The sequence below is a fragment of the Actinacidiphila sp. bgisy167 genome, assembly GCF_965342175.1.
GTDB lineage: Bacteria > Actinomycetota > Actinomycetes > Streptomycetales > Streptomycetaceae > Actinacidiphila.
In genome coordinates this window covers 63574-79139 of record NZ_CBDRBL010000007.1, presented here as the reverse complement: position 1 = coordinate 79139, position 15566 = coordinate 63574, and the positions used below count along the sequence as shown (strand labels likewise).

Here is a 15566-nt window from a genome sequence, read left to right as displayed (position 1 = left end):
CGTCTCACCCTACGGGGCGATCCCGAGGCGCAGGCATAGTCGCGCCACGACCGCGTCCGTCGCGGGCGGACCGGTCACCTCGCGGACGCCGGAGGCCGTGCGGCTCGCGGAGCTCGAAACGGCTCCCGGGCTGCTCCGGGATGCGCGCGGCATAGGGCGGTTCCCCGTCGGTCCGGAGCGCGCCCGGCCCGGTGCCGGAACCCGCAGGGCCCGGGTTCTGCGGGCCCCCGGCGCCCACGCGGTCCGCGAGGGGCAGCGGGCCGCGCCGCGGTGCCAGGACCTGCCCGCCGGCCGCCTCGGCGCCGCGCTTCTCCCGGGCGGCGATTCCGGCGGTGTCCGGCTCGTCCTGAGGACGCCGGGCCCGGTAGGCCGCCCGGTACGAGGCGGGGGAGGCGCCGAGCTGTCGGCGGAAGTGACCGCGCAGCGCGACGGGTGAGCGGAAGCCGCAGCGTGCGGCGACTTCGTCCACGGAGTAGTCGGAGGTCTCCAGCAGCCGCTGCGCCTGCAGCACACGCTGGGTGATCAGCCACTGCAGGGGGGCGCTGCCGGTGAGCGTGCGGAAACGCCGGTCGAAGGTGCGGCGGCTCATGTAGGCGCGGGCGGCCAGGGTCTCCACGTCGAACTGCTCGTGCAGGTGCTCCAGCGCCCAGGCGACGACTTCGGCGAGCGGATCGCCGCCGATCTCCTCGGGTAAAGAGCGGTCGAGGTGGCGGGGCTGGCCGCCCCAGTCGCCGCGGCGCGGCGGCACCACGAGCCGGCGGGCGAGCGCGTTGGCGGCCTCGCCGCCGTGGTCGCTCCGTACGACGTGCAGGCACAGGTCGATGCCCGCGGCGGTGCCGGCGCTGGTGAGGATGTCGCCGTCGTCGACGAACAACTCGCGCGGGTCGACATGGACGGACGGGTAGCGCTTGGCCAGGGTCGGCGCGTACATCCAGTGCGTGGTGGCGGGGCGGCCGTCCAGCAGTCCCGCGGCGGCGAGCACGAAGGCGCCGGTGCACAGCCCGATGATGCGGGCGCCCTCCTCGTGGGCGCGGCGCAGCGCGTCCAGCGCCTCGGCGGGCGGCGGCTGCGAGATCGAGCGCCAGGCGGGCACGACGACCGTGCCGGCGCGTGACAGCGCCTCCAGCCCGTACGGGGCGGTCAACTCCAGGCCGCCGGTGGTGCGCAGCGGGCCGTCCTCGCCGGCGCAGACCAGCAGCCGGTAGCGGGGCACGCCCGCGTCCTGGCGGTCGATGCCGAACACGGACAGGGGGATGGAGCTCTCGAAGATGGGGCCGCCGCTGAACAGCAGTACCGCCACGACCTCCTGACGGCGTCGCGCCGACAACGCCCGTGGCCCGCGGCCCTGCTGGGCGGTGGTGGACGGGCCGTGCCCCACGGAGGCGCTCGCCGGGGCGGCGGACGCCACCGGGGTGACGGACGGTCCCGCGATGTGCGGGACGGCCGGCGAGCCCGCCGGTGCGGACAGTGCGGTGGACATGCCGGCGGCCGACTGGATCTCCGCCATGGTGCCGGTCCTGGACTCCTGTGTCATGGAGCTCAAGCCCCCCTCGGTCGTCTGGTCCTCTCGGTCCTGCACGGGTCCCCCGCTGTCGCCGCTCAAGATCGAATCTACTGGTTCCGCAGTACCCGCAGTGGCAAGTTCACCACCTGCCGGTATGTCGACATGACCACGTGGCGTGAAGCATTCGATCACGAAGCGTTCCCTTCGGGAAGTGCGCCTTCCGGGAGCCGAACCGGCGCACAACGCCCGTGCGCCCCTTCATTCCGCTTCCGTCCCAGGGGTGGCGAAGGTCGCCGATCATGATGCCAAGTGCCGGAACGCACAGGGAAGTTGGCTGAAAATGGCGGGAAGGCCAGTACGCGCCCCTGGTCAGCGCCCCGTCGTACGCCCCGTGAGTGGCCGATGCGCGCGTGCGCCCCCTGTCCGTACGGAGGCCGCTAGGACGATTCCGGATATGGCCGGAGGCGGACAGTGGGAGAGGCCGGGGCGCGGGGTGACTTGTCCGGTTGGTGACGGGACGTTGCGTCGGGCCGTCCGCTCCGGCATTCTCTCGGAAACTCCGGGGTAGGGGGACGCTGTGAGGGCACCTGCACATCTGTGCAGAGGTCTCCGGTCGCCGTACTCTGGAGTCAGCGGGAAGGGCAGCCCCTTACCGGTCGAATCCAGGCCGGTCCCGCGGCCCCCGCAGTGTTGTTGTCCGCCCACTCGGCGCTCCCGGCGCCGACCTTGCCGAGAAACCGCATCATGGCCGGTTACGAGCTCCCCGAGCCCGCCGACGGAAAGCCGCTCGCCGAATCGGCGGCGGTACCCGAGGCGGACTGCGAGCCGCGCTCTTCCTGTGATCCCGCGTTCCGGCACGGCGTGGTCGTCGGTTTTGACGGCTCCGTGTCGAGCGAACGGGCTCTCGCGTACGCCATCGGCATGGCGCGCCGGTCCGGTTCCGCGCTGATCATCGTGCATGTCGCCAACCGGCTCCCGGCGACCGTATGGGCGGGCTGCGAGCCGCCGGTCTTCGTCGACGTCCCCGACCACCGCACCGAGGTGCTCGGCCTGGAACTCGCCTGCGCCGACCACCTGTCGGAGGTGCCGTGGATCCTGGTGGAGCGCGGCGGCGACATTTGCCACGAATTGGAGGAGGTCGGCCGGGAGTACGAGGCCGACGCCATCGTGGTGGGCGGCACGCACGGGATCATCGGCAAGATCTTCGGCTCGGTCGCCGGACGCCTCGCCCGGCGCGCACAGCGGCCTGTCGTGGTCATTCCATAACGATTCGATGCACGATGCCGTGAATCCGTCCATCGCGGGATTGCTTGTGCCCTTGTGAAGGGTATCTCGTCAGCAGTCTCTTCCCTCGTACACGAAGGGGGCCCGCGGTGGACAACGACGTCTCCACGGCACGCACCTCAGGAGCCGGCGCGACGGCTCTGGGATATCTGGCACTCGGCCTGACGCTGATCGCCTTCGGGCTGTTCAGCACCGGCGTCATCGACAACGCCGCGGCGGCGGACACCGCGCGGCTCGCTCTCGTCGTCGGCGGCGTGACGCAATTCGTCGCCGGCATGTGGGAGTTCTACGGAGGCAACGGCTTCACCGGCACCGCCTTCGCCGCACTGGGCGCCTTCTGGGTGACCTGGTCGGCGGGGTCCGGGGCCGGGGCGAGCAGCGAGGCCGCCGGGCTCTTCATGCTCCTGTGGGCGCTGCTGGCGCTCAGCCTGACATTGGCGGCCTGGCAGATGGGCGGGGTGGCGCAGGCGGTCTTCGGGCTGCTGACCCTGGCCACGGCCCTGTCCGGCATCGCGGCTCTCGCCTCCAGCGGCGGCCTCGGCAAGACGGCCGGCTGGGTGGGCCTCGCGGCAGGCGCGGTCGCCTGGTACGGCGGGACCGCGCTGCTCACCAACGCCGCGTGGGGCCGGCGTGCTCTCGCGGACGGCTGGCGGCTGCCCCTGCCGCACCGCGGGTCCGCGGCCTGAACCCCGGGGAGGGCGGAGGCGAGGCACCCCGCGCCCTTCGGCGCGGGGTGCCTCGTCGTCCGCCCGCGGGTCCCCCGGGGCCTACTCGACGGTGACGGACTTCGCGAGGTTCCGCGGCTTGTCGATGTCCCGGCCCAGGGCCAGCGCCGTGTGGTACGCCACCAGCTGGAGCGGGATGCCCATCAGGATCGGGTCGAGCTCGTCCTCGTTCTTGGGGACGACGATCGTGTGGTCGGCCTTCGCCTGCTCCTGGTGCGCGACGGCCAGGATGCGGCCGCTGCGGGCCTTGACCTCCTCCATCGCGGCGCGGTTCTTCTCCAGCAGCGAGTCGTCCGGGACGATCGCGACGGTCGGCATCGCCGGCTCGATCAGGGCCAGCGGGCCGTGCTTGAGCTCGGAGGCCGGGTACGCCTCGGCGTGGATGTAGGAGATCTCCTTCAGCTTCAGCGACGCCTCCAGCGCCACCGGGTAGCCGCGCACCCGGCCGATGAACATCATCGACGTGGCGTCCGCGTACTCGGCCGCCAGCTTCGCGATGTCCTCTTCCCGGGCGAGGATCTCCTGGATCTGCGCGGGCAGCTTCCGCAGTCCCTCGATGATCCGCTTGCCGTCGGCCACCGAGAGGTCCCGGATGCGGCCCAGGTGCAGGGCGAGCAGCGTGAAGGCGACGACGGTGTTGGTGAAGCACTTGGTGGAGACGACGCAGACCTCCGGGCCGGCGTGCACGTACACGCCGCCGTCGGTCTCACGGGCGATCGCGGAGCCCACCACGTTCACCACGCCCAGGACGCGGGCGCCCTTGCGCTTGAGTTCCTGGACGGCCGCCAGGACGTCGTAGGTCTCACCGGACTGCGAGACGGCGACGTAGAGGGTGTCCGGGTCCACGACCGGGTTGCGGTAGCGGAACTCCGAGGCCGGCTCGGAGTCGGCCGGGATACGAGCCAGGCCCTCGATCAGCGAGGCGCCGATCAGACCGGCGTGGTACGAGGTCCCGCAGCCGAGGATTTTCACCCGGCGGATGCCGCGGGCCTCGCGGGCGTCGAGGTTCAGGCCGCCGAGGTGGACGGTGGAGAACTTGTCGTCGATCCGGCCGCGCAGCACGCGGTCGACCGCGTCGGGCTGCTCGCAGATCTCCTTGTGCATGTAGGTGTCGTGGCCGCCCATGTCGTAGGAGGCGGCCTCCCACTCCACGGTCTCGGGGGTGGCCGTGGTGCGGGTGCCCGAGGTCGTGCAGGTGCGGAAGTCGTCGGCTTTGAGGGTGGCCATCTCGCCGTCGTCGAGAGTGACGACCTGGCGGGTGTGGGAGATCAGCGCGGCGACGTCGGAGGCGACGAACATTTCCTTCTCGCCGATGCCGAGGACCACCGGCGAGCCGTTGCGGGCCACGACGATCCGGTCGGGGAAGTCGGCGTGCATGACGGCGATGCCGTAGGTGCCCTCGATGACCTTCAGCGCCTCGCGGACCTTCTCCTCCAGGGACTCGGCCTGGGAGCGGGCGACGAGGTGGGTGATGACCTCGGTGTCGGTCTCCGAGGCGAAGACCACGCCGTCGGCCTCCAGCTTCGCGCGCAGCTCGGAAGCGTTGTCGACGATGCCGTTGTGGACGACGGCGACCCTGCCCTCGGTGTCGAGGTGGGGGTGCGCGTTCTCGTCGCTCGGGGCGCCGTGGGTGGCCCAACGGGTGTGGGCTATGCCGGTGGTCCCGGCGAAGCGCTTGGGGATCCGCGCCTCGAGCTCGCGGACCCGGCCCTTGGCCTTGACGGCCTTGAGCCCCCCGGACCTGCCGGAGATCACGACGCCCGCGGAGTCGTAACCGCGGTACTCCAGCCGCTGCAGGCCCTCCAGCAGCAGCGGGGCGACATCACGCTTCCCGATGTAACCGACGATTCCGCACATGCTTCCGTCCTTTTCCGGTCGCCGAGGCGCCCCGGTCTCGCTGTCAGCCGTAGACGATGCGGCGCAGCTGCCGCAGGGAGTACTCGGGCGGGGCGACCGCCCGGTGCGGCAGCTCGGCCGTGATCCGTTCGAAGATCTCCGTGTTCTGCAGGCCCTTGGCCTGCAGCTCGCGGTGTCGGCGCCGCACGAAGTCCTCGGCCGGCTCGTCGAAGTACGCCAGGACGTCCAGGACGACCCGGGCGGCCTCGCCGTGTTGCAGCGGCGTGGTCCGCACCAGGTGGTCGACAAGATCGTCGTGGGTCGTCCGGCGTTCGAGCACCGGATGATACTGAGGGAGAAGGGACGCTGATCGCAAGATTCCTGCCCGAAATCGGGCAGAGGGAGGGTGAGAACTACGCCGGAAGGCCCAATTCGCGCGCGATCAACATGCGCTGCACCTCGCTGGTGCCCTCGCCGATCTCCAGGATCTTCGAGTCGCGCCACATGCGGGCGACGGGGTACTCGTTCATGAAGCCGTAGCCGCCGTGCACCTGGGTGGCCTCGCGGGCGTTGGTGACCGCGATCTCCGAGGAGTAGAGCTTGGCCATCGCCGCCTCCTTCTTGAAGGGCTCGCCCGCCACCAGCCGCGAGGCGGCGTCACGCCAGGCCAGCCGGGCGGTGTGGGCGCGCGTCTCCATGTCGGCGAGCTTGAAGGCGATGGCCTGGTTGCCGCCGATCGGACGGCCGAACGCCGTGCGCTCCTTGGCGTAGGCGACCGACTCGTCCACGCAGCCCTGGGCCAGCCCTGTGGCCAGCGCCGCGATGGCGATCCGGCCCTCGTCCAGGATGCGCAGGAACTGGGCGTAGCCCCGGCCGCGCTCGCCCAGCAGGTTGGCGGCGGGCACGCGGCAGTCCGCGAAGGACAGCTCCCGGGTGTCGGAGGCGTTCCAGCCCACCTTGCTGTACTTCTTCGACACCGTGAAGCCCGGGGTGCCGGACGGCACGATGATCGAGGAGATCTCCGGGCGGCCGTCCTCCTTGCGCCCGGTGACTGCCGTGACCGTGACCAGGGCGGTGATGTCGGTGCCCGAGTTGGTGATGAAGCTCTTGGTGCCGTTGATCACCCACTCGCCGGTCGCCTCGTCCAGCCGGGCCGTGGTGTGGGTGCCGCCGGCGTCCGAGCCGCAGTCCGGCTCGGTCAGCCCGAAGGCGCCCAGCTGCTCGCCGGAGGTCAGCCGCGGCAGCCATGCGCGCTTCTGCTCCTCGGTGCCGAAGCGGAAGACCGGCATGGCGCCGAGCGAGACCCCCGCCTCCAGGGTGATCGCCACGGAGGAGTCGACCCGGGCGAGCTCCTCGAGGGCGACGCAGAGGGCGAAGTAGTCGCCGCCCATGCCGCCGTACTCCTCGGGGAAGGGCAGCCCGAACAGGCCCATGCGGCCCATCTCGCGGATGATCTCGTAGGGGAACTCGTCGTGCTCGTAGAACTCGCCGATCTTCGGCGCGACGACGTCGTGCGCGAACTGCTCGACCGTGCGGCGCAGTTCCTCGTACTCGGCGGGAAGCCGGTGGGCGGTCGTCATGGCAGGGTCACTCCTGGTGGGAGAGGGCGCGGACGGTACGGGACGGGCTCGGTCGGCCCAACTGCTCCGCCATCCACACGCTGGTGGCGGTGAGGCGGCTGAGATCGACCCCGGTCTCGACGCCGAGGCCGTCGAGCATCCAGACCAGGTCTTCGGTGGCGAGGTTCCCGGTGGCGCTCTTGGCGTACGGGCAGCCGCCGAGGCCGCCGGCGGATGCGTCGACGACGGTCACGCCGCGCCGGAGGGCGGCCAGGGTGTTGGACAGGGCCTGGCCGTAGGTGTCGTGGAAGTGGACGGCGAGTCGTTCGACAGGCACGCCCAGGCCGGTGAGGGCGTCCAGCAGCGCCACGACGTGACCGGGGGTGGCGACGCCGATGGTGTCGCCGAGGCTGAGCTCGTCGCAGCCCAGGTCGTGGAGCCGGCGAGCCACCGCGGCGGCCTGCGCGACGGGCACGGGGCCCTCCCAGGGGTCGCCGAAGCACATCGACAGATAGCCGCGCACCCTCGCTCCCGCCTCCTTGGCGGTGGCGACGACCGGCGCGAACATCTCCAGCGACTCGTCGACCGTGCGGTTGAGGTTGGCCTTCGCGAAGGACTCGGTCGCGCTGCCGAAGACGGCGACCTCGCGCACCCCCAGGGCCAGAGCCCGATCCAGGCCGCGCCGGTTGGGCACCAGCACGGGCAACCGGACGCCGCCGCCGAGATCGTGCAGCAGAGGCATCAGCTGCTCGGCGTCGGCGAGTTGGGGCACCCATGCGGGGTGCACGAAGCTGGTCGCCTCGATCGTGGTCAGCCCGGCGCGGGCCAGGCGGCGCACGAACTCCGCCTTGACCTCGGTGGGCACCGTGGCCCTCTCGTTCTGCAACCCGTCGCGTGCCCCGACCTCGTGGACGCGCACCTGCCGCGGCAGCCCGTCCATCGGCACGGACATGGGCAGACCCGCGGTGCGTTCGACGGCTGTCATGCCACCTCCTCCTGGTGCGGGGTGACGACGACGAGTACCTGGTCCATGGCGACCGTGCCGCCCGGGGTCACGTCGATCTCGGTGACGGTGCCGTCGTGGGGGGCGGTGATGACGTGCTCCATCTTCATCGCCTCCACCACGAGCAGGCTCTGGCCTGCGGTGACCTTGTCGCCCTTGGCGACCTTGACGACGGTCACCGTGCCCGGCATGGGGGCGGCGAGGGTGTCCACGCCGCCCGCGCCCGCGGCGCCGCGCAGCGCGGCTTCGACCGGGTCGTACGGCTGCAGGGCCCAGGAGTCGCCGTCCCTGCCGAACCAGTCGTCCGCGTGCTCGAAGGCATGCGTGACGCCGTCCCATTCGAGGGTGATCCGCTGCCCGGTGCCGGGGAACAGCCGGGCGCTCACCGCGGCGGCCTCGCCGATACGCACCTCGGCCTCCTGGGCTCTGCCGCGGACGCGGACCCGCACGGCCTCGGACCCCGGCACGCGCAGCCAGTGGTCGGTCCAGGCAGGCTGCCCGCCGAGCCGCCAGCCGCTGGGCACGGAGAAGGGATCCCGCCAGCCCCCGTCGGCCGTCGGTTCCAGGGCCGCGTGGCGCAGCAGCGCGCCGGCCGCGTACACCTCGGCGGGGACCTCCGCGGGCACCAGACCCGCGAGCTCCCGGTCGATCAGACCGGTGTCCAGCTCGCCGGAGACGACGTCGGGATGGGCCAGCAGACGGCGCAGGAAACCGGTGTTGGTCTCCAGGCCCAGCACGGTCGTCCGGGCGAGGGCGGCCCGCAGCCGGCGCAGCGCCGTCGGGCGGTCGGGTCCGTGCGCGATGACCTTGGCGAGCATGGGGTCGTAGAACGTGCCGATCTCACTGCCCGTCAGGAGTCCGGAGTCGACGCGCACGCCCTCACCGCCGGGCTCGCCCAGCGCCAGCACGGTGCCCGCCGAGGGCAGGAACGAGCGGGAGGGCACCTCGGCGCAGATCCGGGCCTCGACCGCGTGGCCGGTCAGGGCGACCTCGTCCTGGCCGAAGGAGAGCCGCTCGCCCGCGGCGATCCGCAGCTGCCACTCCACCAGGTCCAGCCCCGTGACCAGTTCGGTGACCGGGTGCTCGACCTGGAGGCGGGTGTTCATCTCCATGAAGCAGTAGGCGGACGGGTCGGCGCCCGGGACGATGAACTCCACGGTGCCCGCGCCGACGTAACCGCAGGACAGCGCGGCCTGGACGGCGGCGGCGCCCATGGCCGCCCGGGTCGCCTCGTCCAGCAGGACCGAGGGGGCCTCCTCGATCACCTTCTGGTGGCGGCGCTGCAGTGAGCATTCGCGTTCGCCGAGGTGCACCACGTTGCCGTGGCCGTCGGCCAGCACCTGGATCTCGATGTGCCGGGGACGGTCGATCCACCGTTCCACCAGGAGGGTGTCGTCCCCGAAGGAGCCGCGCGCCTCGCGCCGGGCGGCGGCGATCTCCTCGGCGAGCAGGTCCGGGTCGCGCACCAGGCGCATGCCCTTGCCGCCGCCGCCGGCGGAGGGCTTGAGCAGCACCGGCGTGCCGATCTCCAGGGCGGCGGCCGTCAACTGCTCGTCGGTGAGCCCGCTCCCGCTGCTGCCCGGCACCACCGGGACCCCGGCCTCGCTGACGGTCTCCTTGGCGCGGATCTTGTCGCCCATGAGCTCTACGGCCCGGGCGGGCGGCCCGACGAAGACGAGACCGGCGTCCGCGCAGGCACGGGCGAAGGCGGGGTTCTCGGCCAGGAAGCCGTAACCGGGGTGCACGGCCTGGGCACCGGTGCGGGCGGCCGCCTCGAGCAGCCGGTCGATCGACAGGTAGCTCTCGGTGGCCGCGGCCGGGCCGATGCGCACGGCGGTGTCGGCCTCGCGGACATGGCGGGCCCCGGCGTCGGCGTCGCTGAAGACGGCGACCGAACGGATCCCGAGCTGCCGCAGGGTGCGGATGACGCGGACGGCGATCTCGCCGCGGTTGGCCACCAGGACGGTGTCGAACATCGCTGACATCTCAGTGCCCCCTACATCCGGAAGACGCCGAAGCCCGGCGCCTGTGGATCGCGTTGCGGAATCGGCGCGTTGGCGCAGGCGGTCAGGGCCAGCCCCAGCACCTGACGGGTCTGCAGGGGGTCGATGACCCCGTCGTCCCACAGCCGTGCCGTCGCGTAGTAGGCGTTGCCCTGCTCCTCGTACCGGGCGCGGATGGGGGCCTTGAAACGCTCCTCTTCCTCCGCCGCCCAGCTGTCGCCGGCCGCCTCGATCTGGTCGCGCTTGACGGTGGCCAGCACCGAGGCCGCCTGCTCACCGCCCATCACGGAGATCTTGGCGTTGGGCCACATCCACAGGAAGCGAGGTGAATAGGCGCGGCCGCACATCGAGTAGTTGCCCGCGCCGTAGGAGCCGCCGACGACCACGGTCAGCTTGGGCACCCGGGTGGTGGCCACCGCGGTGACCATCTTGGCACCGTGCTTGGCGATGCCGCCCGCCTCGTACTGCCGGCCCACCATGAAGCCCGAGATGTTCTGCAGGAAGAGCAACGGGATGCCGCGCTGGTCGCACAGCTCGATGAAGTGCGCGCCCTTCTGGGCGGATTCGGAGAACAGGATGCCGTTGTTGGCGACGATGCCCACGGGGTGGCCGTGGATCCGGGCGAAGCCGGTGACCAGCGTCGTGCCGTACTCGGCCTTGAACTCCGCGAAGCGGCTGCCGTCGACGAGGCGGGCGACGACCTCGCGGACGTCGTAGGGGGTGCGCGGGTCGACCGGGACCGCGCCGTAGAGCCCGGCCGGGTCGACGGCGGGTTCCTCGACGGGCTCGACCGTCCACGGCAGTGCGCCGCGGGCGGGCAGGGTCGCCACGATGCTCCGCACGATGCGCAGCGCGTGGGCGTCGTCCTCGGCCAGGTGGTCGGTGACGCCCGAGGTGCGGGAGTGCACCTCGCCCCCGCCGAGCTCCTCCGCCGTGACCACCTCGCCGGTGGCGGCCTTCACCAGCGGCGGGCCGCCGAGGAAGATCGTGCCCTGGCCGCGGACGATCACCGCCTCGTCGCTCATGGCGGGGACGTAGGCGCCCCCCGCGGTGCAGGAGCCGAGGACGGCGGCGATCTGCGGGATGCCGCGGGCGGAGAGGGTGGCCTGGTTGAAGAAGATCCGCCCGAAGTGGTCGCGGTCGGGGAAGACCTCGTCCTGCTTCGGCAGGAAGGCGCCGCCGGAGTCGACCAGGTAGACGCACGGCAGGCGGTTGTCCAGGGCGATCTCCTGGGCGCGCAGGTGCTTCTTGACCGTCATCGGGTAGTAGGTGCCGCCCTTGACGGTGGCGTCGTTGGCGACGATCACGACCTCGCGGCCGCTGACCCGGCCGATCCCGGCGACGACGCCGGCCGCCGGGGCCTGGCCCTCGTACATGCCGTCGGCGGCCAGCGGGGCGAGCTCCAGGAAGGGCGATCCGGGGTCGAGCAGCCCGTCCACCCGGTCGCGGGGGAGCAGCTTGCCGCGCGCGGTGTGCCGGGCGCGGGCCTTCTCGCCGCCGCCGAGCGCGGCCGCGGCGAGCTTCTCGCGCAGCCGTGCGGAGAGCTCGGCGTGCGCCTTCTCGTTGGCGCGGTAGGCCTCGCTCGCCGGTTCCGCGGCGCTGGCGAGGACGGGTGCTTCCATGTCACGGGCCCCCGGATGAGTTAGCGGTCGTTAACGTGTCCTCCACCACGTTAGCGGTCGTTAACGCGGCTGTCTAGAATGGTAGGACGATGAGATCGCGGGAGGCGTCCGCAGACCGGACGGCTCGCGGAAAGGTGCGGTGTGGAGCCCACAAGGACGGCGGCCAGGGCCGCCAGTGGCAGGCGCGACCAGATCCTGAGGGAGGCAGCTCGGCTCTTCGCCGAGCGCGGGTTCCACGGGGTCGGCGTGGACGAGATAGGGGCGGCCGTCGGCATCAGCGGCCCGGGGCTGTACCGGCACTTCGCGGGCAAGGACGCGATGCTCGCCGAGTTGCTCGTCGGCATCAGCGGCCGGCTGCACGCGGCGGGCCGCATGCGCGTCGCCGAGGCTGACGGCGCAGCCGCCGCCCTGGATGCCCTGGTCCGCGGCCACATCGACTTCGCGCTGGACGACCGGGCGCTGATCATCCTCCACGACCGCGAGCTGGACCGGCTCCGCGACTCCGACCGCAAGCTCGTGCGCCAGTTGCAGCGCCAGTACGTCGAGCAGTGGGTCGCGGTGGTGAGCGAGGTGTACCCCGGGGCGGCCGAGTCCGAGGTCCGGGCGGCCGTGCACGCGGTCTTCGGTCTGCTGAACTCCACCCCGCACCTCGGCTCCCACGGGGGCCTGCCCGGGCGGGCGGCGACCGCGGGGCTGCTGCACCGGCTCGCCCTGGGGGCCTTCGCCGCTCTGGACAGCCCGCACGACCGGGACGTAACTTACTGAGCGCTTGCTTATCGCTCGGTGTGCGGTTCGGTCTGCGAAGGAGGCGCCCAGTGCGTCGCACGGTGTTCAACGAGGACCACGAGGCCTTCCGGGAGATGATCCGGGACTTCATCGCGAGCGAGGTCGTGCCCGTCTACCCCGAGTGGGAGGAGGCTGGGCACCCGCCCCGCGACTTCTACCGGCGCCTGGGCGAGCTGGGCATCTTCGGCATCGAGGTACCCGAGGAGTACGGCGGCGCCGGCGTCACCGGCTGGAAGTTCAGCGCCGTGGTCACCGAGGAGTGCGCCCGCGCAGGCGTCAGCTTCGGCAGCAGCGGCGTGCACACCGGCCTGGTGCTCCCGTACATCCTCGAGTTCGCGAGCGAGGAGCAGAAGAAGCGCTGGCTGCCGGACTTCGTCAGCGGCGAGATGATGACCGCCATCGCCATGACCGAGCCCGGCACCGGTTCGGACCTGGCCGGCATGACCACCACCGCCAGGCTCTCCGAGGACGGCACGCACTACGTCCTCAACGGCGCGAAGACCTTCATCACCGGCGGCGTGGTCGCCGATCGCGTGCTGGTCGTCTGCCGCACCTCGCCCGCCACCCCGGAGGACCGCCGCCACGGCCTGTCGATCCTGGCCGTCGACACCGCGAGCGAGGGCTACGCCGTCGGACGCAAGCTGGAGAAGATCGGCCTGCGAACCTCCGACACCGCGGAGCTGTCCTTCACCGACGTCAAGGTCCCCGTCGCGGACCTGCTGGGAGAGGAGGGCAGGGCCTTCTCCTACCTGGCGCACAATCTGCCGGTCGAGCGCCTCGCGATCGCGGTCGGCTCCTATGCCCAGGCCGACGCCGCCGTCCGCTTCGCCACCCAGTACGTGCGCGACCGCAAGGTCTTCGGGAAGGCCGTCGCCGAGTTCCAGAACACCAAGTTCACGCTCGCCGAGTGCGCCTCCGACGTCGACGCCATGCAGGCCGTCGTCGACCGCGCCCTGGAGGCGCACGAGCAGGGCGACCTCACCGCGGCCGACGCCGCGCGCGCCAAGCTCTTCTGCACCGAGACAGCCGCCAAGGTCATCGATCGCTGCCTCCAACTGCACGGAGGCTACGGCTACATGCTGGAATACCCCATTGCCCGTCTGTACGCGGACAACCGCGTGCACCGCATCTACGGCGGCACCAGTGAGGTCATGAAGACGATCATCGCCAAGTCGATGGGGCTGTGACCGCACCGAGCGCCCGCCCCCGAGAGACACACGTGACCAGCCGCGCACTGCAGTCCCTGCTCGAACTGCTCGACCTGGAACGGATCGAGCAGGACATCTTCCGAGGCGCCAGCCGCCCCGCCGTCGTCCCCCGCGTCTTCGGGGGCCAGGTCGCCGCACAGGCGCTGGTCGCGGCGGGGCGCACGGTCCCGGAGGGACGCGACGCCCACTCCCTGCACGCCTACTTCCTCCGCGTGGGGGATCCGGGCGCGCCGATCGTCTATCAGGTCGACCGCATCCGCGACGGCCGCTCCTTCACCACCCGCCGGGTGGTCGCGGTGCAGCACGGACAGCCGATCTTCCACCTGTCCGCGTCCTTCCAGACGTACGAGGACGGGCTGGACCACCAGGAGCCGATGCCGCCGGCGCCGGATCCGGAGACCCTGCCCACCAGCGAGGAACTGCTGCTCCAGCACCGGGACCGGTTCCCCGGCCCCTCGGTCGTGGAGCGGCTGCTGGAGGCGCGCGCCGCGGTCGACCTGCGCTACGTCGGCGCCCCGCCGTTCCTTGCTGCCGGGAACGGGCCGAGCGAACCCCGTTCCCAGGTGTGGTTCCGCACCAACGGCAAGCTCGCCGACGACCCGCTGCTCCATGTCTGCCTCGCCACCTACGTGTCGGACATGACGCTGCTGGACTCCGTGCTGCTGGCCCACGGGCGCGGTGGCTGGGCGGTGGGCGACGTGGTGGGCGCCAGCCTGGACCACGCCATGTGGTTCCACCGGCCCTTCCGGGCCGACGAATGGCTGCTGTACGACCAGCAGAGCCCCTCCGCCTCCGGCGGACGCGGGCTGGGCACCGCGCGCATCCACACTCAGGACGGACGACTCGCCGTCTCCGTCATCCAGGAGGGCGTCGTCCGGGTCCCGCGGGACTGAGCCTCGGGGCCGCAGTCCCACGGGCACCGGGAGGACGGCGCCCCGGGGCGCCGTCTACGCGCCGGTCAGGCCCGCGGCGTCCAGCAGGTAGGCGGTCATCGGGTCGTAGTGGCGCGGATCGGTGACGTGGTCGTCGAGCGGGACGGTCACCGCGACGGTGCCCTCCGCCTCCGCGAGGAAGAGCGCCGGGTCGTTGCAGTCGGCGAACCCGATCGCGTCGATGCCGCGCTGCCCGGCGCACCCCGCCCAGCCGTGGTCGGCCACGACCAGGTCGGGCAGCGGCCGGCCCTGCGCGGCCAGGGCGTCCAGGACCGCCGCCATCGGGCCGGGGGAGTGGGTGTGCCACAGGGTGGCGCCGCGCTCCAGCATGGCCACGTCGCAGAACTGGAAGACGCCGCCCTCCTCGGTGGACAGCCCACCGGGGATCGCGACGACCTCCGCCCCGGCCTCCCGTACGGCGGCGGCCAGGGTGCGGTGGACGTCCAGCAGGCCGCCGGGGTGGCCGGTGGCGAACAGCACGCGCCGCCCGCCCTCCATGGCCTTGCAGATCATCCGGGCGGCGCGGTCCAGGGCGCCGATCGTCAGTTCGGGGTCGATGGTGTCCTGCCCCTGGAGGTGGCCGGGGTCGGCCACGACCCCGCAGCGCTCGGCCATGACCGCCAGCACCGCCTCCTCGTCCGTCCAGCGGTCGCCGAACTCCAGGCCGAGCCAGTAGTGGCGGTCGCCCTCGGCGAGTCTGCGGTAGTGGGAGCGGTTGTTCTCCCGGGGGGTGGCGACGTCGCCCGCTATGCGCGTGCGTACGAGGTGGTCGGCGAGGGCCTTGCGGGACGGCACGGTGACATGGGGCAGCATGCCCCCCATTGTCACCTGCCGTCGGACGTGCGTGCGGGCGGCCGCCGATCGACGCCGGTCCGTTACCTCGACCCGGGCGCCGGGAGTGGCGTGCACCCACTGGACGCGGACGTCCCGGTCGGCGGTGGACGGTCCCGCGACCTGGCGCAGCCCGAGGTCGGGCAGGGCGAGCAGAGTGGTGAGCGAGATCGGCGGCAGGGGCGGCGCCAGGTCCTGACGCGGGGGAGTCATGTGCGATTCCTCTGTCCGGTCTGGTGAGGGGGGAGGAAACGTACACTTCAGCGCTGCTGC

At 72.1% G+C, this 15566-nt stretch carries 13 protein-coding genes; 5 read left to right on the top strand and 8 right to left on the bottom strand.

Annotation, left to right across the window (positions count from 1 at the left end; translation table 11 throughout):
- Window positions 1-4 precede the first annotated feature (4 nt).
- Complete coding sequence (locus ACRWND_RS04565; RefSeq protein ID WP_431946143.1) at window positions 5-1534, bottom strand: helix-turn-helix domain-containing protein; 1530 nt, start codon at window positions 1532-1534, stop codon at window positions 5-7.
- 714 nt (window positions 1535-2248) lie between these two features.
- Here ACRWND_RS04565 and ACRWND_RS04560 point away from each other — a divergent pair.
- A complete protein-coding gene (locus tag ACRWND_RS04560; protein WP_431946141.1) occupies window positions 2249-2770 on the top strand; it encodes a universal stress protein in 522 nt (173 codons plus the stop codon).
- A gap of 107 nt (window positions 2771-2877) precedes the next feature.
- Window positions 2878-3474, top strand: coding sequence for an acetate uptake transporter (locus ACRWND_RS04555; RefSeq protein ID WP_431946139.1), 597 nt, complete (start codon window positions 2878-2880; stop codon window positions 3472-3474).
- An 81-nt stretch (window positions 3475-3555) separates the two neighbouring features.
- On the opposite strand, the gene glmS is transcribed toward ACRWND_RS04555, so the two are convergent.
- From glmS to ACRWND_RS04525, 6 genes are all read right to left on the bottom strand, one after another.
- A complete protein-coding gene (glmS, locus tag ACRWND_RS04550; RefSeq protein WP_431946137.1) occupies window positions 3556-5370 on the bottom strand; it encodes a glutamine--fructose-6-phosphate transaminase (isomerizing) in 1815 nt (604 codons plus the stop codon).
- A gap of 43 nt (window positions 5371-5413) precedes the next feature.
- A complete protein-coding gene (locus ACRWND_RS04545; protein WP_431946135.1) occupies window positions 5414-5689 on the bottom strand; it encodes a hypothetical protein in 276 nt (91 codons plus the stop codon).
- 73 nt (window positions 5690-5762) lie between these two features.
- Window positions 5763-6929, bottom strand: a complete 1167-nt coding sequence (locus tag ACRWND_RS04540; protein ID WP_431946133.1) for an acyl-CoA dehydrogenase family protein — start codon at window positions 6927-6929, stop codon at window positions 5763-5765.
- Window positions 6930-6936: 7 nt separating this feature from the next.
- Window positions 6937-7893, bottom strand: coding sequence for a hydroxymethylglutaryl-CoA lyase (locus ACRWND_RS04535; protein ID WP_431946131.1), 957 nt, complete (start codon window positions 7891-7893; stop codon window positions 6937-6939).
- Window positions 7890-9887 carry an acetyl/propionyl/methylcrotonyl-CoA carboxylase subunit alpha gene (locus tag ACRWND_RS04530; protein WP_431946129.1) on the bottom strand — a complete coding sequence of 666 codons (1998 nt, stop codon included), beginning with the start codon at window positions 9885-9887 and terminating at the stop codon, window positions 7890-7892. The genes ACRWND_RS04535 and ACRWND_RS04530 overlap by 4 nt, the downstream gene beginning before the upstream one ends.
- A gap of 20 nt (window positions 9888-9907) precedes the next feature.
- On the bottom strand, window positions 9908-11536 hold the full coding sequence (locus ACRWND_RS04525) for a carboxyl transferase domain-containing protein (protein ID WP_431946127.1): 1629 nt from the start codon (window positions 11534-11536) through the stop codon (window positions 9908-9910).
- Between the two features lie 141 nt (window positions 11537-11677).
- On the opposite strand from ACRWND_RS04525, the gene ACRWND_RS04520 reads away from it, so the two are divergent.
- From ACRWND_RS04520 to ACRWND_RS04510, 3 genes are read left to right on the top strand one after another with little or no spacing between them, the layout of a single operon-like run.
- A complete protein-coding gene (locus ACRWND_RS04520) occupies window positions 11678-12301 on the top strand; it encodes an SACE_7040 family transcriptional regulator (protein WP_431946125.1) in 624 nt (207 codons plus the stop codon).
- Window positions 12302-12351: 50 nt separating this feature from the next.
- Entirely contained in the window at window positions 12352-13509 is a 1158-nt protein-coding gene (locus ACRWND_RS04515) for an acyl-CoA dehydrogenase family protein (RefSeq protein ID WP_431946123.1), read from the top strand.
- A 32-nt stretch (window positions 13510-13541) separates the two neighbouring features.
- Window positions 13542-14423, top strand: coding sequence for an acyl-CoA thioesterase (locus ACRWND_RS04510; protein ID WP_431946121.1), 882 nt, complete (start codon window positions 13542-13544; stop codon window positions 14421-14423).
- 54 nt (window positions 14424-14477) lie between these two features.
- Here ACRWND_RS04510 and ACRWND_RS04505 read toward each other — a convergent pair whose 3' ends face one another.
- Window positions 14478-15284, bottom strand: coding sequence for a phosphatase (locus ACRWND_RS04505; protein WP_431946246.1), 807 nt, complete (start codon window positions 15282-15284; stop codon window positions 14478-14480).
- Window positions 15285-15566 lie beyond the last annotated feature (282 nt).